This is a genomic window from Rhizobacter sp. Root404, from assembly GCF_001425865.1.
GTDB lineage: Bacteria > Pseudomonadota > Gammaproteobacteria > Burkholderiales > Burkholderiaceae_C > LMDS01.
This window is the reverse complement of the sequence record NZ_LMDS01000004.1, coordinates 544461-561365: the sequence shown is the minus strand read 5'-3', so window position 1 is coordinate 561365 and position 16905 is coordinate 544461. Positions and strand designations below refer to the sequence as shown.

The 16905-nt window shown below is 69.3% G+C and carries 19 protein-coding genes; 5 read left to right on the top strand and 14 right to left on the bottom strand.

Going from position 1 to position 16905, the window contains the following annotated elements; translation table 11 throughout:
- Nucleotides 1-17 precede the first annotated feature (17 nt).
- Nucleotides 18-1166 (top strand): ABC transporter substrate-binding protein, encoded by a 1149-nt coding sequence (locus tag ASC76_RS07210; RefSeq protein WP_056464370.1) that lies wholly within the window; start codon nt 18-20, stop codon nt 1164-1166.
- A gap of 13 nt (nt 1167-1179) precedes the next feature.
- Here the strand turns inward: ASC76_RS07210 and ASC76_RS07205 are convergent, their stop codons facing one another.
- From ASC76_RS07205 to ASC76_RS07170, 8 genes are all read right to left on the bottom strand, one after another.
- Nucleotides 1180-1641: a CHRD domain-containing protein gene (locus tag ASC76_RS07205; RefSeq protein WP_056464368.1), complete on the bottom strand. Its 462-nt coding sequence runs from the start codon at nt 1639-1641 to the stop codon at nt 1180-1182.
- A 196-nt stretch (nt 1642-1837) separates the two neighbouring features.
- Entirely contained in the window at nt 1838-2590 is a 753-nt protein-coding gene (locus tag ASC76_RS07200; RefSeq protein ID WP_056464366.1) for an SDR family NAD(P)-dependent oxidoreductase, read from the bottom strand.
- Entirely contained in the window at nt 2587-3606 is a 1020-nt protein-coding gene (gene denD / locus ASC76_RS07195; RefSeq protein ID WP_056464364.1) for a D-erythronate dehydrogenase, read from the bottom strand. The genes ASC76_RS07200 and denD overlap by 4 nt, the downstream gene beginning before the upstream one ends.
- Nucleotides 3603-4409: a 2-oxo-tetronate isomerase gene (gene otnI, locus ASC76_RS07190; RefSeq protein ID WP_056467042.1), complete on the bottom strand. Its 807-nt coding sequence runs from the start codon at nt 4407-4409 to the stop codon at nt 3603-3605. Before otnI ends, denD begins: the two co-directional genes overlap by 4 nt.
- 5 nt (nt 4410-4414) lie before the next feature.
- A complete protein-coding gene (locus ASC76_RS07185) occupies nt 4415-5080 on the bottom strand; it encodes an aldolase (RefSeq protein WP_056464362.1) in 666 nt (221 codons plus the stop codon).
- Nucleotides 5077-6348 carry a 3-oxo-tetronate kinase gene (gene otnK, locus ASC76_RS07180; protein WP_056464360.1) on the bottom strand — a complete coding sequence of 424 codons (1272 nt, stop codon included), beginning with the start codon at nt 6346-6348 and terminating at the stop codon, nt 5077-5079. The genes ASC76_RS07185 and otnK overlap by 4 nt, the downstream gene beginning before the upstream one ends.
- The gene (ltnD, locus tag ASC76_RS07175; RefSeq protein ID WP_056464358.1) at nt 6345-7277 is read right to left on the bottom strand and encodes an L-threonate dehydrogenase; all 933 of its coding nucleotides are present in this window, start codon (nt 7275-7277) and stop codon (nt 6345-6347) included. The genes otnK and ltnD overlap by 4 nt, the downstream gene beginning before the upstream one ends.
- Entirely contained in the window at nt 7274-7999 is a 726-nt protein-coding gene (locus ASC76_RS07170) for a FadR/GntR family transcriptional regulator (protein WP_056464356.1), read from the bottom strand. Before ASC76_RS07170 ends, ltnD begins: the two co-directional genes overlap by 4 nt.
- Before the next feature lie 227 nt (nt 8000-8226).
- Here ASC76_RS07170 and ASC76_RS07165 point away from each other — a divergent pair, with 227 nt between their 5' ends.
- The 4 genes from ASC76_RS07165 to ASC76_RS07150 all read left to right on the top strand — a co-directional run bounded on the left by ASC76_RS07165 (nt 8227) and on the right by ASC76_RS07150 (nt 12497).
- Nucleotides 8227-9300 (top strand): ABC transporter ATP-binding protein, encoded by a 1074-nt coding sequence (locus tag ASC76_RS07165; RefSeq protein WP_056464354.1) that lies wholly within the window; start codon nt 8227-8229, stop codon nt 9298-9300.
- A gap of 71 nt (nt 9301-9371) precedes the next feature.
- Nucleotides 9372-10700, top strand: coding sequence for an ABC transporter substrate-binding protein (locus ASC76_RS07160; RefSeq protein ID WP_056464352.1), 1329 nt, complete (start codon nt 9372-9374; stop codon nt 10698-10700).
- A gap of 16 nt (nt 10701-10716) precedes the next feature.
- The gene (locus ASC76_RS07155; RefSeq protein ID WP_056464350.1) at nt 10717-11622 is read left to right on the top strand and encodes a carbohydrate ABC transporter permease; all 906 of its coding nucleotides are present in this window, start codon (nt 10717-10719) and stop codon (nt 11620-11622) included.
- Complete coding sequence (locus ASC76_RS07150; RefSeq protein WP_056464348.1) at nt 11619-12497, top strand: carbohydrate ABC transporter permease; 879 nt, start codon at nt 11619-11621, stop codon at nt 12495-12497. Before ASC76_RS07155 ends, ASC76_RS07150 begins: the two co-directional genes overlap by 4 nt.
- A 22-nt stretch (nt 12498-12519) precedes the next feature.
- Here the strand turns inward: ASC76_RS07150 and ASC76_RS07145 are convergent, their stop codons facing one another.
- Genes ASC76_RS07145 through ASC76_RS07120 form a run of 6 tightly spaced genes read right to left on the bottom strand, consistent with a single transcriptional unit; the run spans nt 12520 to nt 16882 of the window.
- Nucleotides 12520-13341: a hypothetical protein gene (locus ASC76_RS07145; protein ID WP_056467039.1), complete on the bottom strand. Its 822-nt coding sequence runs from the start codon at nt 13339-13341 to the stop codon at nt 12520-12522.
- A gap of 20 nt (nt 13342-13361) precedes the next feature.
- Nucleotides 13362-14123: a FadR/GntR family transcriptional regulator gene (locus ASC76_RS07140; protein WP_056464346.1), complete on the bottom strand. Its 762-nt coding sequence runs from the start codon at nt 14121-14123 to the stop codon at nt 13362-13364.
- Nucleotides 14120-14503, bottom strand: a complete 384-nt coding sequence (locus ASC76_RS07135; protein WP_056464344.1) for a hypothetical protein — start codon at nt 14501-14503, stop codon at nt 14120-14122. Before ASC76_RS07135 ends, ASC76_RS07140 begins: the two co-directional genes overlap by 4 nt.
- 11 nt (nt 14504-14514) lie before the next feature.
- A complete protein-coding gene (locus ASC76_RS07130; protein WP_056464342.1) occupies nt 14515-15285 on the bottom strand; it encodes a glucose 1-dehydrogenase in 771 nt (256 codons plus the stop codon).
- Nucleotides 15282-15812, bottom strand: coding sequence for a gluconokinase (locus tag ASC76_RS07125; protein ID WP_056464340.1), 531 nt, complete (start codon nt 15810-15812; stop codon nt 15282-15284). Before ASC76_RS07125 ends, ASC76_RS07130 begins: the two co-directional genes overlap by 4 nt.
- Nucleotides 15809-16882, bottom strand: a complete 1074-nt coding sequence (locus ASC76_RS07120) for an ABC transporter ATP-binding protein (RefSeq protein ID WP_056464338.1) — start codon at nt 16880-16882, stop codon at nt 15809-15811. Before ASC76_RS07120 ends, ASC76_RS07125 begins: the two co-directional genes overlap by 4 nt.
- Between the last annotated feature and the right edge of the window lie 23 nt (nt 16883-16905).

Here is a 16905-nt window from a genome sequence, read left to right as displayed (position 1 = left end):
TTTCAACAGGAGACTGAATGAACATGACCCCCCGTTCGCTGATCGCGCTCGCGATCCTCGCCGCCACCAGCTGGCCCGCGCTCGCGCAGATCAAAATCGGCGTGACCCTGTCGACGACCGGACCGGCCGTCTCGCTCGGCATCCCCGAGAAGAACACGATCGCGCTGCTGCCGAAGACGATCGGCGGCAAGAGCGTCGAGTACATCGTGCTCGACGACGCCAGCGATTCGAGCGCCGCGGTCGTCAACACCCGCCGGCTGACGCTGGAGGACAAGGTCGACGCGATCATCGGCTCGACCACCACGCCGAATTCGCTGGCGATGACCGATGCCGTGGCCGAGAGCGGCACGCCGACGATCTCGCTGGCGTCCAGCGCCCGCATCATCGAGCCGATGAGCCCGAAGAAGGCGTGGGTGTTCAAGACCCCGCAGACCGACACGATGATGGTGCTCGCGATCCTCGAGCACGCCGCCAAGCGCGGCATCAAGTCGATGGGCTACATCGGCTTCAACGACGCGCTGGGCGAGGCGTTCTACGCCGAGTTCGAGAAGTTCGCGTCGGTGCGCGGCATCAAGATCGTCGCCAACGAGCGCTTCGCGCCGCGCGACACCAGCGTCACCTCGCAGGTGCTGAAGCTGTCGGCGGCGAACCCGGAGATGGTGGTGATCGGCGCCTCCGGCACACCGGCGGTATTGCCGGCGCGGGCGCTGGTCGAGCGCGGCTACAAGGGCAGCGTCTACTTCAACCACGGCGTCGCGAACAACGACTTCCTGCGCGTCGGCGGCAAGGACATCGAAGGCGCGTTCGTGCCTACCAGCCCGGTCGTCGTCGCCGCGTCGCTGCCGGTCGATCATCCGGCCAAGGCGCAGGCGATGGCGTACGTGAAGGCGTACGAGGCAGTCAACGGTGCCGGCAGCGTCTCGGCGTTCGGCGCCTACACCTGGGACGCCGGGCTGCTGCTCGCCCACGCCATTCCCGTCGCGTTGAAGACCGCTCAGCCCGGCAGCAAGGAGTTCCGCACCGCGCTGCGCGATGCGCTCGAAGCGACGCGCGACCTCAAGGTCTCGAACGGCGTGACCAGCATGTCGAAGAACGACCACCTCGGGCTCGATCAACGGGCCCGGGTGGTCGTGAAGGTCGAAGGCGGGAAGTGGAAGCTCGACTGAGCTTCCACGCCGGTCAGTTCGCGAGAACCTGACCGCGGATCTCGCCGCCCGGGTTCTGCGCGGTGTGGATGTTGACGTACCACTTGCCGGCCATCAGGTCGGTGACCTGGGCGGGCGTCAGCGTCGCGCTGCCTTCGGCGGGGCTCGCCGCGCTCGGGAACGGCACGACGACGCCGGCGTTCGCCCCGGGCATCGCGGGGCCGTGGAAGTGCGCCATCGTCGCCGGGCCGGTCAGGCCAGAGTAGGTGACGCGCCACTTCAGCACGCTGCTCCCCTTGTCGAAGGTGGCTTCCATCGTGCCGGTGCCCGGGCTGGCGTTGGAGGGCACCTCGGCCGCCGCCGACAGCGTCGCGCGGAAGGTCTGCGTCGCCATCGTGGTCGGCGTCGCATTCATCATCGGGGTCGAACTGCAGCCGGCGAACACCATGGCGGTGGCGAGCAGGCTGGCGCGAAACAGGGTGGGCAAGGGGGTCATGGCGGTCTCCGTGAAGGCAAAGGATTGGTTCTGCCCCGTGGCGTCGCCGCCGGGCAGCGACGTAGCATAGGCCGGCGCCCGTCGGGCCGCTGTCGGACGAGATGCCGTCGCGCGCGCCTCAGGTCCTCGGCGTGCGGCCACGCCGCCGCCGCATCAGGCGCAGGGCCAGGGCCTGCAGCACTGTCACGTGGCCCGCTCAGTACGTCGCGCGTCCGCCCGACAGGTCGAACACCGCGCCGGTGCTGAACGAGCACTCCTCGGACGCCAGCCACGCGATCATTGCCGCGGCTTCGCCGACCTCGAGGAAGCGCGCCATCGGGATCTTGCTGAGCATGAACGCGATGTGCTGCTCGGTCATCGAGTCGAAGATCGCGGTCTTCGCGGCCGCGGGCGAGACGGCGTTGACGAGGATGCCCTTGGTCGCGAGTTCCTTCGCGAGCGACTTGGTCAGCGCGATCAGGCCGGCCTTCGACGCGCTGTAGTGCGAGGCGTTGGGGTTGCCTTCCTTGCCGGCCACCGACGCGATGTTGACGATGCGGCCGTAGCCCTGCTTCAGCATCTGCGGCACGACCGCGCGGCAGGTCAGGAACGGGCCGACGAGATTGACGTCGATCACACGCTGCCAGACTTCGGGCGAGAGTTCCCAGGTCGGCGCGTTGCCGCCGGTGATGCCGGCGTTGTTGACCAGGATGTCGATCTTGCCGTGCGCCTTGACGGCGTCGGCCGCTGCGGCGTCGATGTCCGGCGCCATCGTCAATTCGACGATCGAGGTGCTCACCTTGCCGAGCGTGCCGAGCACGTTTTCGGCATCGGCCAGGCGCACCGCGTCGATGTCCCACAGCACCACTTCGGCGCCGGATTTCAGCATCCGCTCGGCCACCGCATAGCCGATGCCCTGGGCACCGCCGGTGATGACCGCGACGCGGCCTTTCAGGTCGATCTGGTTCATCGCGCGAGGCCTTTCAAGGTCTGGTCGGCGTTCGGTGCCTTGCTGCAATCGTCGATGTACTGACGGATGATCTCGGCGAAGTTCTCGTGCGGCAGCAGCCCCAGCTTCGCGGCGCGCGCGGCCGAGGCGCCGCTCGGCCAGTTGGCGACGATGCCGGCGATGCGCTCGTCGCGCTCGAAGCGCACGAGCTGTCGCACCGCCTTGCCGGCGACCTGTTCGAGCGCGGCCAGCATGTCGGCGACGCGAACGTTCAGGGCCGGCAGGTTCAGCGCGGTGCGGCCGTTGAATTCCTCGCGGCTGGCTTCGTACACCCGGATCAGGCCCTCGACCGTGCGGGTGGGCGACGAGATCGGGTGTGAGACGTTCTCGTCCACCGGACAGATCGATTCGACGCCGGCCAGCGGCTCGCGGATGATGCCGCTGAAGAACGACGACGCGGCGCCGTTCGGCTTGCCGGGGCGCACGCACACCGTCATCAGCCGCGCGGCGCGACCGTCGAGGTAGCCCTTGCGGGTGTAATCGGCGACCAGGTGCTCGCAGACCAGCTTGTGCATGCCGTAGGAGGTCTGCGGCGCCGGCAGCGTGTCGTCGGCGACGACCTTGGGCAGCGGCACCGCCGGGTCCGGGCCGAACACCGCGACCGAGCTGGAGAACACCAGCCGCGGCGCCTGGCCACCGGCATTCACGTTCGCGCGGATCGCGTCGAGCAGCGCGCGGGTGCTGTCGAGGTTGGAGCGCAGCCCGAGGTCGAAATCCGCCTCGCACTCACCGGAAACGGCGGAGGCGAGGTGGAACACGCCGTCGAACGCCTCGTCGCGCAGCGCATCGGTCTGCGTCAGCAGCGCGCCGGTGCGGCCCTCGACGCGCGGGTCGGCGAGCAGGTCGGCGCGCGGCGGGGCGATGTCGGTCAGCACCACTTTCGTGACCTCGCGGCCCGCCAGCGTGGGGCGCGCGAGCAGCGCGCGGGCGAGGCGGTCGCCGAGAAAGCCGCCGCCGCCGGTGATCAGGATCTTCATGGGTGCTTGACTCCGTGTTGTCGTTGGGTGCGCAGCCAGCCGAGGCCGGCGGACGTGCCGGCGCGCGGCCGGTACTCGCAGCCGATGTGGCCGGTGTAGCCGAGTTCGTCGATCACGTCGAACAGGTAGGGGTGGTTCAGTTCGCCCTGGTCGGGCTCGTGGCGGTCGGGGACGCCGGCGACCTGCAGGTGGCCGACGCGGCCGGTGGGCAGGTACTTGCGCAGCTTCATCGCGACATCGCCCTCGACGATCTGGCAGTGGTACAGGTCCATCTGCACCTTCAGGTTGGGTGCGTCGATCTCGCCGACGATCTCGTGCGCGTCGTCCTGCCGGTTCAGCAGGTAGCCCGGGATGTCGCGCTTGTTGATCGGCTCGATCAGCAGGTCGAGCCCGACGGCGGCGGCCTCGCGCGCGGCCCACGCCAGGTTGGCGACGTACGTCGCGCGCAGCGCCGGCCGCTCGATGCCGGCCGGCATTAGCCCGGCCATCACGTGGATGCGCGGGCACTTGAGCGCGAGCGCATACGGCAGCGCCTGCTCGAGGATGCCGCGGCGGAACTCGTCGCGGCGCTCGGCATGGCTCGCGACGCCGCGCTCGCCGGCGATCCAGTCGCCGGGCGGCGCATTGAACAGGACCTGCTTCAGGCCGTTGTCGGCCAGCCGCGCGGCGATCTCGCCCGGCGGATGGTCGTAGGGGAACAGGAACTCGACCGCATCGAACCCGTCCGCCGCGGCCGCCTGGAAGCGATCGAGGAAGGCATGCTCGGTGTACATCATCGACAGGTTGGCTGCGAACTGCGGCATGGGCGTCACCATCGTGCGCCGAAGGCGCTGCGGAGGTCGTCGATCTGCGCGTCGCCGAGCGGCGCGGGCTGCGGGCGGGCCGTGCGCCACAGGCGCGCGGTCTCTTCGAGTTCTTCGAGCACGGCCATCGCGCTCGCCGGTGAATCTTGCCAGACCGTGGGGCCCAGCCGGTCGAGCAGCACCGCGCGGATCGGGGCCTTGCGCGCCTGTGCGGCGGCGATCTCGCCGGCCACCAGCGCCGCGACCGCGGGGTGCCCCGGCCGGTGGTACGGGATCAGCGGCACGCGCCCGACCTTCATCACGAAATACGGCGTGATCGGCGGCAGCGCCGCGTCGGCGCGCCACACGCCTTCGAGCGTCAGCGCGACGAGCTGGGTGCTGTGGGTGTGCAGCACGCACTGCGCCGCGGGTTCGGCGGCGTAGATCGCGCGGTGCAGCGCGAGCGTCTTGCTGGCGCGAGCGGCGCCGAGCGGCGCGCCGTCCCGATCGGCGTGGGCCAGGTCGTCGGGTATCAGGAAGCCGAGGCAGGCATCGGTCGGCGTGATCAGGAAGCCGGCCTCGTCGGGCAGCCGCACGCTGATGTTGCCGGCCGTCGCGTGGACGTAGCCGCGCTCGAACAGCGAGCGGCCGACGCGGCAGATCGCCTCGCACTGGGCGGCGAAGCCATTCATGCCGCGGTCGACGCGCGCAGCGCCTCGTCGAAAAAATCGGGGCCGCCGAAGTTGCCCGATTTCAAGGCCAGCTGCAGCGGCGAACCGGTGGCGACGCCTTCGGCCTGCGTCCACGGCACGCCGGGGCAGATGGCGGCGCCGATGCGCAGCTGCGCGACGCCCAGCGCCTGCACCACCGCGCCCGAGGTCTCGCCGCCCGCGACGACGAGGCGGCGCACGCCGCCGTCCACCAGGCCACGGGCAACGCGCGCGAGGCAGGCCTCGACCAGCGCGCCGGCCTGCATCGCGCCGAGTTCCGCTTGCACTGATTGCAGGTCGGCGGCCGACGCGGTCGCGTAGACCAGCACCGGTTCGTCGCCCTGCGTGCGCGCGAACGTGAGCGCTGCCTCGGCCACCGCCTCGCCGCGCGCCAGCGCGCGCGGGTCGACCGCGAACGCCGGCCGGCCGGCATCGCGCCAGCGCTGCACTTGCGCGTTCGTTGCCGTCGAGCACGAGCCGGCGAGCACCGCGGCGCGGCCGGGGGCCGGGTCGAGCGCGGCGGCCTGCGCATCGGGCACGAGCCAACCGCGATCCGCATACAGCGCGGGCAGCCCGAGTGCGAGGCCCGACCCCGCGGTCAGCAGCGGCAGGTCGGCGCAGGCGGCGGCCAGGGTGCGCAGGTCGTCGTTGGTGGTCGCGTCGGCGATCGCGAGCGCGAAGCCATCGCGCTGCAGCGCGGCGATGCGGTCCCGCACCGCGGCCACGCCTTGCGCGATCGTGTCGTAGCGGATCAGCCCGACGCTGCGCCGGCTCTGCGACTGCAGCACGCGCACCAGGTTCGCGTCCGTCATCGGTGTCAGCGGGTGGTGGCGCATGCCCGAGTCGCTGAGCAATTCGTCGCCGACGAACAGGTGACCGCGGAAGATCGTGCGGCCGTTCTCGGGGAACGCCGGGCAGGCGATCGTGAACGGCGCGCCGAGCGCGTCCAACAGCGCCTCGGTCACCGGGCCGATGTTGCCGGCGGGCGTGGAGTCGAAGGTGGAGCAGTACTTGAAATAGCATTGCTGCATGCCGGCGTTCTGAAGCCAGCCCAGCGCCGCCAGCGACTCGGCGACCGCGTCGGCGGCGGGAATCGTGCGGGTCTTCAGTGCGACGACCACCGCATCGGCATCGGGCGCCGGGCCTTCCGGAATGCCGATGACCTGCACCGTGCGCATGCCGGCGCGCACCAGCATGCTGGCCACGTCGGTGGCGCCGGTGAAGTCGTCGGCGATGATCCCCAGGATCATGGCTTCACGGCCGCCTGCGGCAGCTCGATGCCGGCCAGGCCGGCGTAGAACTTGATCACCGCCGAATCGTCCTCGGCGCCGTGGCCGGCCGCGGCGGTCGCGAGGTAGAGCTGGTGTGCGGTCGCGGCCAGCGGCAGCGGGAACTGCAGCTTGCGCGCGGCGTCGAGCACGATGCCCAGGTCCTTGATGAAGATGTTCACGGCCGACAGTGGCGTGTAGTCGCCGTCGAGGATGTGCGGCACGCGGTTCTGGAACATCCAGCTCATCCCGGCCGAATTGCAGATCACCTCGTACAGCGCGCGCGGCTCGGCGCCGGCGCGCATGCCCAGCGCCATCGCCTCGCAGGCGGCGGCGATGTGCACGCCGGCCAGGTGCTGGTTGACCATCTTGACGGTCGAGCCGACGCCGGCCACGTCGCCGAGGCGGTAGACCTTGCCGGCGATCGCGTCGAGCAGCGCGCCTGCAGCCGCGAACGCCGCGGGCTCGCCCGAGGCCATCACGGTCATCTGCCCGGCCGCGGCCTTCGTGGCGCCGCCGGAGACCGGCGCGTCGATCAGCAGCAGCCCCTTCGCCGCCAAGCGCTGTTGCCATTGGGGCGGCAGCGTCGGGTCGACCGTGGCCGAGCAGATCACGACCGCGCCGGCGCGCAGGTGGCCGGCCAGCCCGCCGGCACCGAACAGCACCTCCTCGGTCTGGGCCGCATTGACGACCAGCACGACGACCGCGTCGCATTGCGCGCCCAGCTCGGCCAGCGAATCGGTCGCGCGGCCGCCTTCGGCCACGAAGCGTTCGCGCGCCTCGGCGCGGGTATCGAGCCCGATCGTCGTCACGCCGTTGCGCAGCGCGGTCAGCGCGGCGCCGAAGCCCATCGAGCCGAGGCCGACGACGCCGAGCACCTGGCCGGCGTGAGAAGAGGGTGGGAGGGTCATTTGCTGCTCCGTCGGTTCGGCTTCCCGGGCGGGGGGATGATCCCGCCCTCGATCAGGCGCAGTTCGCTGTGCGCCATGTGCTCGCGGGCGCGGCGGCGCGCGAGCGCCGGGTCGCGCGCCGCGATCGCGTCGACGATCGCGCGGTGCTCGAGCCGCACCGCCTCCATGAAATCGCGTCGGCGCGATTCGTTGCCGCGGGTGATGCGCATGCCTTCGCGCAGGTACTGTTCGAGGAAGCCGAGCAGCAGCGTGAACTGCGGGTTGCCGGTGGCCTCGCCGATCGAGCGGTGGAACGCCAGGTCCTCGGCGACGCCGTCGTGGCCGGCCGCGGCGGCCGCGTCGATCGCGCGTAGCGCGCGGCGCATCGTCGCGACCTGCGCCCGCGTCGCGCGCTCGGCCGCGAACGCGGCCATCTCGGCCTCGATCACGCGGCGCACCTCGACCACGTGAACGACCGACTGCACCGAGCCGAGCACCGCGGGGTCGAAGGTCAGCGGCTGGTGCAGCGGCGGCGGCGCGACGAACACGCCCGAGCCCTGGCGGGAGACGACCATCTCGCGCGACTTGAGCTGGTGCACCGCCTCGCGGACGACGGTGCGCGAGACGCCGTGGGCCAGCGCGAGCTGCGCCTCGGTGGGCAGGCGGTCGCCGGGGCGCAGCGCGCCGGATTCGATCTGGTCGCCGAGCAGTACCGCCAGCCGATCGGACAGGCGCAGCGGCATCAGCCGCGGCGTGGAAGAGGGTGGGGCCGAGCCGGGCGCGGGCCGACCTGCAGTCGAGGAAAGCAGCATGGTGATCAGGTCATCATACAAATTCCGCGAAACGGCTCGTCTAACGGTTTGCCCTGATGGCGTACGGCCATTGCAATACCGATACTGCCGCGGCATTGCGAGATTGCCGCTGCGGAGTTCCCTCGGCGAATCCGACCGCGATCCTCAGGAAAGAGTGCATGGCCAGCGTCACGATCCAGGCAGTCAAGAAGAACTTCGGCGAGGTCCCCGTCCTGCACGGCGTCGACATCGACATCCGCGACGGATCATTCACCGTGCTGGTCGGCCCGTCGGGCTGCGGCAAGTCGACGCTGCTGCGCATGATCGCCGGGCTGGAGCAGATCAACGCCGGCGAGATCCGCATCGGCGACCGCGTGGTCAATGACTTGCAGCCGAAGGAACGCGACATCGCGATGGTGTTCCAGAACTACGCGCTGTACCCGCACATGACGGTGCGCGAGAACATGGCGTTCTCCCTCGCGCTGGCCAAGATGGACGCCGCCACCGCCGACGCCAAGGTCAAGCGCGCCGCCGAGATCCTGGCGCTCGACGCGCTGCTCGACCGCTACCCGCGCCAGCTGTCGGGCGGCCAGCGCCAGCGCGTCGCGATGGGCCGCGCGATCGTGCGCGACCCGCAGGTCTTCCTGTTCGACGAGCCGCTGTCGAATCTCGACGCGAAATTGCGCGTCGCGATGCGCAGCGAATTGAAGGAACTGCACCAGCGCCTGAAGACCACCTCGATCTACGTCACCCACGACCAGATCGAGGCGATGACGATGGGCGACAAGATCGTCGTGATGCGCGACGGCCGGATCGAGCAGACCGGCGGCCCGCTCGACCTGTACGACCACCCGGCAAACCAGTTCGTCGCCGGTTTCATCGGCTCGCCGGCGATGAACTTCCTGCCCGGCACGTTGCGCCGCACCGCGAACACCGCGCATGTCGAGCTGAACGACGGCACGCAGCTCGACGCGCCCCCGCTGACCGGTGGCGTCGACGGCCAGCCGGTCGTCTACGGCACCCGGCCCGAGCATCTGACGCTCGCCAGCAGCGGCGGCATCCCTGCCAAGGTGGTCGTGATGGAGCCGACCGGCATGGACACGTTCATCGCGTGCCGGCACGAGGGCGTCGACATCTCGGCGGTGTTCCGCGAGCGCTACGACTTCACGCCCGGCAGCACGATCCACCTCGTCCCCGACCTGCAGCGCGCGCACCTGTTCGACGCCAGCAACGGCAAGCGCCTCGCGGCCTGACCGCGGCTGCCGACCCGCATCCCAGTTCCTTTCCCGCGACCCCGCAATCGTTCACCGAAGGAGACACCCCCATGACCGAGTTCAATCGCCGCAAGTTCCTCGAAAGTTCCGCCGGCGTTGCCGCCGCAGCGACCGTCGGCACGGGAGGGGCGGTGTTCGCGCCGGCAGTGCACGCGCAGACGCTGGCGCTCAAGCCCGAGAAGGGCGCCAAGCTGCGCGTGCTGCGCTGGAGCCGCTTCGTGCAGGGCGACATCGACGCCTACATGGCCAACGTCAAGAAGTTCACCGAGAAGACGGGCATCGAGGTGCGGGTCGACAACGAAGGCTGGGAAGACGTGCGCCCGAAGGCGGCCGTGGCCGCCAACACCGGCGCCGGCCCGGACATCATCCTGTCGACCAACGACGACGCCAACCTGTACCCGGACAAGCTGCTCGACGTGACCGACGTGGCCGAGTACCTCGGCAAGAAGTACGGCGGCTGGTACCCGGCCTGCGAGGCCTACCTGCGTCCCGACGGCAAGAAGTGGATCGGCCTGGCGCTGGGCGCGGCGGGTTCGTACATGGTCTACCGCCAGAGCCACCTCAAGGCGGCCGGCTTCGACGCCTTCCCGAAGACGACCGACGACTTCCTGAAGATGTGCAAGGCGCTGAAGGAAAAGGGCACGCCTGCCGGCATGGCGCTGGGCAACGCCACGGGTGACGGCCTGTGGTGCAACTGGCTGATGTGGGCGTTCGGCGGCCAGCTGGTCGACAAGAACAACAAGGTCGTGATCGACAGCCCCGAGACGATCAAGGCACTCGAGTACGCGAAGGAGCTCTACGCCACCTTCATCCCGGGCACGCTGTCGTGGCTGGACCCGAACAACAACAAGGCCTTCCTGGACGGCCAGGTCAGCGTCACCAACAACGGCATCTCGATCTACTACGCCGCGAAGAACTCGCCCGATCCCAAGATCAAGGAACTGGCCGCGGACATCAACCACGCGTCGTTCCCGATCGGGCCGGTCGGCGTCGCGACCGAGTCGCACCTGTTCTTCAACCAGATGATCTTCAAGTACACGAAGTACCCGCAGGCGGCGAAGGAGTTCCTGCGCTTCATGATGGAGAAGGAGCAGTTCGACCCGTGGCTGACGGCAGCCGGCGGCTACATCGCGCAGCCGCTGCGCGCGTACGAGGCGACCTCGATCTGGACCAGCGACCCGAAGAACACGCCGTACCGCGACGGCGTCAAGAACATGCGGCCGGCCGGCTATGCGGGCAAGCTGGGTTACGCCTCGGCCGGGGCGGGTGCGGACTTCATCGTCGTCAACATGGTGGCCGAGGCGGCCAGCGGGTCGAAGACGCCGAAGGAGGCCGCCGAGCGCGCGCAGAAGCGCGCCGAGCGCTACTACAAGGTCTGACGCAGAGCCCCGACGCATGAACGCCCTGGAACGCTTTCAGAACAACAAGAATGCGCTCGGCTGGGCGTTCATGCTGCCGGCGACGGTGCTGCTGCTGCTGTTCCTCACCTATCCGTTGGGACTGGGGACCTGGCTCGGCTTCACCGACGCCAAGATCGGCCGCGCGGGCGAGTACATCGGGCTGGAGAACTTCAGCTTCCTGGTCACCGACAGCGTCACGCAACTGGCGCTGTTCAACACGCTGTTCTACACGGTGGTCGCGAGCATCGCCAAGTTCGGGCTCGGCCTGTACCTGGCGATCCTGCTGAACAAGCGGCTGCCGTTCCAGAGTTTCTTCCGCGCCGTGGTGCTGCTGCCGTGGATCGTGCCGACGGCGCTGTCGGCGATCGCGTTCTGGTGGATCTTCGACGCCCAGTTCTCGATCATCAGCTGGGTGCTGGTCAAGCTCGGCCTGATCGACAAGTACATCGATTTCCTCGGCGACCCGTGGAACGCGCGCTTCTCGACGATCGTCGCGAACGTCTGGCGCGGCATCCCGTTCGTCGCGATCTCGCTGCTGGCCGGGCTGCAGACGATCTCGCCGTCCTACTACGAGGCGTCGGCGATCGACGGCGCGACGCCGTGGCAGCAGTTCCGCCACATCACGCTGCCGCTGCTGACGCCGATCATCGCGGTGGTGATGACCTTCTCGGTGCTGTTCACCTTCACCGACTTCCAGCTGATCTACGTGCTGACCCGCGGCGGGCCGCTTAACGCGACCCACCTGATGGCCACGCTCGCGTTCCAGCGCGCGATCTCTGGCGGTGCGTTGGCCGAAGGCGCGGCGATCGCCACGCTGATGGTCCCGTTCCTGCTGGCCGCGATCATGTTCAGCTACTTCGGCCTGCAGCGCCGCGCGTGGCAGCAAGGCGGCGACAAATGAGCAACTCGAAGAACAACGACGCCTCCCAGGGGATGGACTTCCTGCAGTCCATGCCGCGGCGCTGGGTCACGCTCTACATCCCGATCGTGCTGTTCGTGATCGTGCTGCTGTTCCCGTTCTACTGGATGGCGATCACCTCGTTCAAGCCGGACAACGAACTGCTCTCGCGCGACGGCAACCCGTTCTGGATCGTCGGGCCGACGCTCGCGCACTTCGAGAAGCTGCTGTTCCGCACCGAGTACCCGGCCTGGCTGTGGAACACCGTGATCGTCTCGGTGGTCTCGACCGGCGTTTCGCTGGTCGCCTCGGTGCTGGCCGCGTACGCGATCGAACGGCTGCGCTTCCAGGGCGCCAAGCCGGCGGGCGGTGCGATCTTCCTCGCGTACCTGGTGCCGCCGTCGATCCTGTTCATTCCCCTGGCGGCGATCGTCGTCAAGCTCGGGCTGTTCGATTCGCGCATGGCGCTGATCCTGACCTACCCGACCTTCCTGATCCCGTTCTCGACCTGGCTGCTGATGGGCTACTTCCGCTCGATCCCGTACGAGCTGGAGGAGTGCGCGCTGATCGACGGCGCCACGCGCTGGCAGATCCTGATCAAGATCGTGCTGCCGCTGGCGGTGCCCGGACTGATCTCGGCCGGCATCTTCGCGTTCACGCTGAGCTGGAACGAGTTCATCTACGCGCTGACCTTCGTCTCGTCGAGCGAGAACAAGACCGTGCCGGTCGGTGTGGTCACCGAACTGGTCGAGGGCGACGTCTACCACTGGGGCCCGCTGATGGCGGGCGCACTGCTCGGCTCGCTGCCGGTCGCGTTCGTCTACTCGTTCTTCGTCGAGTACTACGTGTCGGGAATGACGGGGTCGGTGAAGGAGTAGCGGGGGCCCCGCCCGCCAGCGTTCAGGGCTGCTTGAACGCCTGGACCGTTTCCCACGCGGTGGCCTGCAGGTGTGCGGCCACGTCGGCGGGCAGGCCGGCGGTGTAGCGGTTGCCGACCGGCGAGAAGCCGTAGACCGACGCGAGCACCGTCGACGCCGCGAGGTAGGTGCCCATCAGGCTCGGGTGGCGCTTGTCCGGCTCGTACAGGTTCAGGTCGGGCCGCTTCGCGATCGAACGCGCGAACGCGAGGCCCGCGGGCACGACCTTGGCGCGGTTCTCGGCACCGGCCTTCCGGTAGGCGGCGGCGAGCTGCTCTGTCATCTCGGGTTTGTCGGAGTAGGCCCACGACATGAAGAACACCGGCTCGGCGCCATGCCTGCGCGCGGTGGCGCTGTTCTTCGCGGCGTACTCATGGAACACCTTCGAGAGCTGCGGATGGATCGGGCACTGGCTGCAGTCCATCACAATCACCACGTCGAACGGCTTGTCGAACTGGTTGAACACGACGTTGTTGTTCGCGTCGAACGAGTACGAACCGACGCCGCCGGGTTTGAAGTGCGCCTCGAGGTCGTGCCAGTTGATGCCCGAGCCGCTGATCGTCGCCGAGGTCGCGCGGTAGCCTTTCTCGCCAGGGTTGGCCGCGGCCAGCAGGCGGCCGACGTGGCCGTGCATGCTGTTGTTGTAGTAGAAGAAGCTGTTGCCGACCCACAGCGCGGTCTTCGGTGGTGCGGCCGGCGCCGTGGCGCTGCGTGCGGCCGGCGGCGCGGTGGTGGTGCAGGCGCCGAGCGTGGCGGCGATCGCGAAGGCGGTCGCCATCGCGGAGAGGGCTTTGTGCATCTTCATCGACAAGCTCCAGAAGTGGGTCAGCGGGCGACGGCCTTGAGTCGCGCCTTGAGGCGGGGCGCCGGCGCGCCGAGCGACGGCAGCTTGCGGCGCGTCGTCAGCACCTCCTCGATGTCCTCGTTGGCGCCGTCGATCAGCACGATGATCGCGCGCTCGGCCTTCTGCGGCGAACGCGCGATCACCGCGTCGAGCACGGCGCGGTGCAGCGGCAGCGATTGCGCCGGCCCGTCGGGCCGTGAGGTGGAGATCTCGAAGCTGGTGCGCAGCAACGCACCGAGCGCCTTGCTCATCTGCGCGACCATGCGGTTGTGGCAGGCGCGCAGCAGGCCCTGGTGGAAGCGCAGGTCGCTGCTGACGTAGTCGCCGCCTTCCTCGATCGACAGCTTCATGCCGGCGTAGGCGGCCTCGATCTCGGCGATGTCCTGCGGCGTGGCGCGCTCGGCGGCCAGACGGACCGCCGCCGGTTCGACCAGGCGGCGCAGCTCCTGCAGGTCGCGCAGGAACTCGCGCGACAACCCGGCGCGCGATTGCCACGCGACGACGTCGGGATCGAACCAGTTCCACTGCTCCTCGGCCAGCACGCGCGTGCCGACCTTCGGGCCGGTGACCAGCAGCCCTTTCGCGATCAGCGACTTCACCGCCTCGCGGATCACGGTGCGGCTGACGCCGAGTTCGTCGCACAGCACCGGCTCCGGCGGCAGCGAACTGCCGACCGGGTAGCGACCGGTGACGATCGCTTCGCCGAGCAGATCGACGGTGCCGCCGTGGACGTTCTTGATCATGTACGCACGAATGCCGTGACAAGGGGCTCGTCGCCGAGCTGGCGGCTCCAGTGGCCGTGCAGCGCGGGATCGAAGGTGGCGCCCGCCGGCAGCGTGTCGTCGGAGTAGAAGTGCTGCCCCGGCCCGAACACGCGGGCGCTGCCGTCCTGCAGGTTGATCTCCATCCGTCCGCTCAGGATGAACACCCACTGCGGCGTCGTCGTGACGTGGAAGCTGCTGCGGAAGCCGACCGGGCTGTGCCGCAGCTGCAGGCCGCCGCTGGGCATCAGCGCCGACAGCATCGAGCTCGGCGTGCCTTCGGGAAGCGCGATCTCGTGCTCGCGGAAGCGGGCGCGCCCGTCGGTGTCGGTGAACAAGGTGACTCGGGTGAAGGTGGTCATCGCGGTGTAGGTCAGAGCGTGGCGGTCACACCGCCGTCGACGTAGAGGATGTGACCATTGACGAAGCGCGAAGCGTCGCTGGCGAGGAACACGGCCGCGCCGGCGAGGTCTTCGACGTCGCCCCAGCGCCGGCTCGGCGTGCGGTTGATCAGCCAGCTGCTGAACGCCGGGTCGTCGACCAGCTTCTGGTTCAGTTCGGTCTTGAAGTAGCCCGGCCCGATGCCGTTGACGTTGATGCCGTGCGGGCCGAGGTCGATCGCCATGCCCTTGGTCAGCATCTTCACCGCGCCCTTGCTGGCGGTGTACGGTGCGATGCCCGGCCGGCCGAGTTCGCTTTGCACCGAGCAGATGTTGATGATGCGGCCGCGCTGGCGCGGCACCATGCGCTGCGCGACCGCCTGGCCGACGTGGAACACGCTGTCGAGGTTGGTGCGCATCAGCTCGGCCCAGTCGGCCGGCACGAACTCGTGGAATGGCGCGCGCCGCTGGATGCCGGCGTTGTTGACCAGGATCTCGATCGGGCCGATCTCGGCCTCGATCGCGGCGATGCTGGCATCGACCGCGGCCCGGTCGGTCACGTCGAACGCACGCGCATGCACCGTGAGCCCCTCGGCCGCCAGCTGCACCGCGGTCTCGCCGAGCTTGACGGCGCCGCGGCCGTTGAGCACGACGCCGGCGCCGGCCTGCGCGAGCCCGCGCGCGATCGCGAGGCCGATGCCCGCGGAGGAGCCGGTGACGAGGGCGAGCCGGCCGTCGAGGCGGAAGGTCTGGGGCGTGATCATCGTTTGCGCGGTGAAGGGTACGGGAGGGCGAGCCAGGCCGCGGCCTGCTTCGCGATGTCGGCGGCGGGCAGGGTCGCGTCGATCTGCAGCGCGCGCTCGTCGGGCTGCGGCGGCTCCAGCGTCTGCAGCTGGCTGTCGAGCAGCGAGCCGGGCATGAAGTGATCCGGGCGTGCCGCCAGGCGCGCCTGCAATTCCTCGCGGCTCGCGTGCAGGTGGACGAAGCCGAGCTGGCTCGCCGCGGTGCGCAGCATGTCGCGGTAGCTGCGCTTCAGCGCCGAGCACGAGACGACCAGGCCGTGCCGGCCGGCGCGCGCATCGGCGATCTGCTCGGCGATCTGCAGCAGCCAGTCGCGCCGGTCGTTGTCGGTCAACGGGATGCCGGCCGCCATGCGCTCGATGTTGCGGGGCGGGTGCAGGTCGTCGCCTTCCAGGAACTCGGCCTGCAGCTGGCGCGCCAGCAGTTTGCCGACCGTGCTCTTGCCGCAGCCGCTGACGCCCATCACGACCACGAGCGGGACCGTTTTCATCCCAGGCGTTTGCCGGTCGCCGTGTCGAAGACGTGGGCCTTGTCGGCGTCGATCGCGAGGTACACGGTGTCGTCGGGCTTCGCGGCGGTGCGGCCGTGGATGACGACGACGAGCTGCACGTCGCCGACGCGCAGCAGCAGTTCGGTCTCGGCGCCGGTGGGCTCGACGACGATCACCTTGGCGGCGATGCCCTGGCCTTGCGGCGCGAGGTGCACGTCGCCGGGGCGGATGCCGTAGTGCACTGCCTGGCCGTCACGGCCGCCGATCTGCGCCGGCACCGGCCAACGGGAACCGGCCGCCTCGACGGCCGTGTCGCCCCCCGAGCCGCGCAAGACGCCTTCGACGACGTTCATCGACGGCGAGCCGATGAACTGCGCGACGAACAGGTTGCCCGGTTGGTCGTACAGCTCGAGCGGCGTGCCGATCTGCTCGATGATGCCGTCGTGCATCACGACGATGCGGTCGGCCATCGTCATCGCCTCGATCTGGTCGTGCGTGACGTAGACGGTGGTGGTCTTCAGCCGCTGGTGCAGCGCCTTGATCTCGGCACGCATCGCCACGCGCAGCTTGGCGTCGAGGTTGGACAGCGGCTCGTCGAACAGGAACACCTTGGGGTCGCGCACGATCGCGCGGCCCATCGCGACCCGCTGGCGCTGGCCGCCGGAGAGCTCGCGCGGGTGTCGGTCCAGCAGCTTGTCGAGGTTGAGGATGCGCGCGGCATCATTCACGCGCTGCGCCGTGAGCTGGCGGTCGGCATTGCGCAGGCGCAGGCTGAAGCCCATGTTCTCGCCGACCGTCATGTGCGGGTAGAGCGCGTAGCTTTGGAACACCATCGCGATGTCCCGGTCCTTCGACTCCAGGTCGTTGACGACCTTGCCGTCGATGGTGATCTCGCCGGCGGTGATCTCCTCCAGGCCAGCGAGCATGCGCAGCAGCGTGCTCTTGCCGCAGCCGGACGGGCCGACCAGCACGACGAACTCGCCGTCGACGATGTCGAACGAGATGCCGTGCAGCACCTTCACCTTGTTGTCGTACGCCTTCTGGACGTTGCGGAAGCCGACTGTGGCCATGCTCAACTCTCGTTCGTGGATCG

Coding starts and splice junctions, on each gene's coding strand:
- ASC76_RS07210 (WP_056464370.1), top strand. CDS start 18: ATGAACATGACCCCCCGTTCGCTGATCGCGCTCGCGATCCTCGCCGCC.
- ASC76_RS07205 (WP_056464368.1), bottom strand. CDS start 1,641: ATGACCCCCTTGCCCACCCTGTTTCGCGCCAGCCTGCTCGCCACCGCC.
- ASC76_RS07200 (WP_056464366.1), bottom strand. CDS start 2,590: ATGAACCAGATCGACCTGAAAGGCCGCGTCGCGGTCATCACCGGCGGT.
- denD (WP_056464364.1), bottom strand. CDS start 3,606: ATGAAGATCCTGATCACCGGCGGCGGCGGCTTTCTCGGCGACCGCCTC.
- otnI (WP_056467042.1), bottom strand. CDS start 4,409: ATGCCGCAGTTCGCAGCCAACCTGTCGATGATGTACACCGAGCATGCC.
- ASC76_RS07185 (WP_056464362.1), bottom strand. CDS start 5,080: ATGAATGGCTTCGCCGCCCAGTGCGAGGCGATCTGCCGCGTCGGCCGC.
- otnK (WP_056464360.1), bottom strand. CDS start 6,348: ATGATCCTGGGGATCATCGCCGACGACTTCACCGGCGCCACCGACGTG.
- ltnD (WP_056464358.1), bottom strand. CDS start 7,277: ATGACCCTCCCACCCTCTTCTCACGCCGGCCAGGTGCTCGGCGTCGTC.
- ASC76_RS07170 (WP_056464356.1), bottom strand. CDS start 7,999: ATGCCGCTGCGCCTGTCCGATCGGCTGGCGGTACTGCTCGGCGACCAG.
- ASC76_RS07165 (WP_056464354.1), top strand. CDS start 8,227: ATGGCCAGCGTCACGATCCAGGCAGTCAAGAAGAACTTCGGCGAGGTC.
- ASC76_RS07160 (WP_056464352.1), top strand. CDS start 9,372: ATGACCGAGTTCAATCGCCGCAAGTTCCTCGAAAGTTCCGCCGGCGTT.
- ASC76_RS07155 (WP_056464350.1), top strand. CDS start 10,717: ATGAACGCCCTGGAACGCTTTCAGAACAACAAGAATGCGCTCGGCTGG.
- ASC76_RS07150 (WP_056464348.1), top strand. CDS start 11,619: ATGAGCAACTCGAAGAACAACGACGCCTCCCAGGGGATGGACTTCCTG.
- ASC76_RS07145 (WP_056467039.1), bottom strand. CDS start 13,341: ATGAAGATGCACAAAGCCCTCTCCGCGATGGCGACCGCCTTCGCGATC.
- ASC76_RS07140 (WP_056464346.1), bottom strand. CDS start 14,123: ATGATCAAGAACGTCCACGGCGGCACCGTCGATCTGCTCGGCGAAGCG.
- ASC76_RS07135 (WP_056464344.1), bottom strand. CDS start 14,503: ATGACCACCTTCACCCGAGTCACCTTGTTCACCGACACCGACGGGCGC.
- ASC76_RS07130 (WP_056464342.1), bottom strand. CDS start 15,285: ATGATCACGCCCCAGACCTTCCGCCTCGACGGCCGGCTCGCCCTCGTC.
- ASC76_RS07125 (WP_056464340.1), bottom strand. CDS start 15,812: ATGAAAACGGTCCCGCTCGTGGTCGTGATGGGCGTCAGCGGCTGCGGC.
- ASC76_RS07120 (WP_056464338.1), bottom strand. CDS start 16,882: ATGGCCACAGTCGGCTTCCGCAACGTCCAGAAGGCGTACGACAACAAG.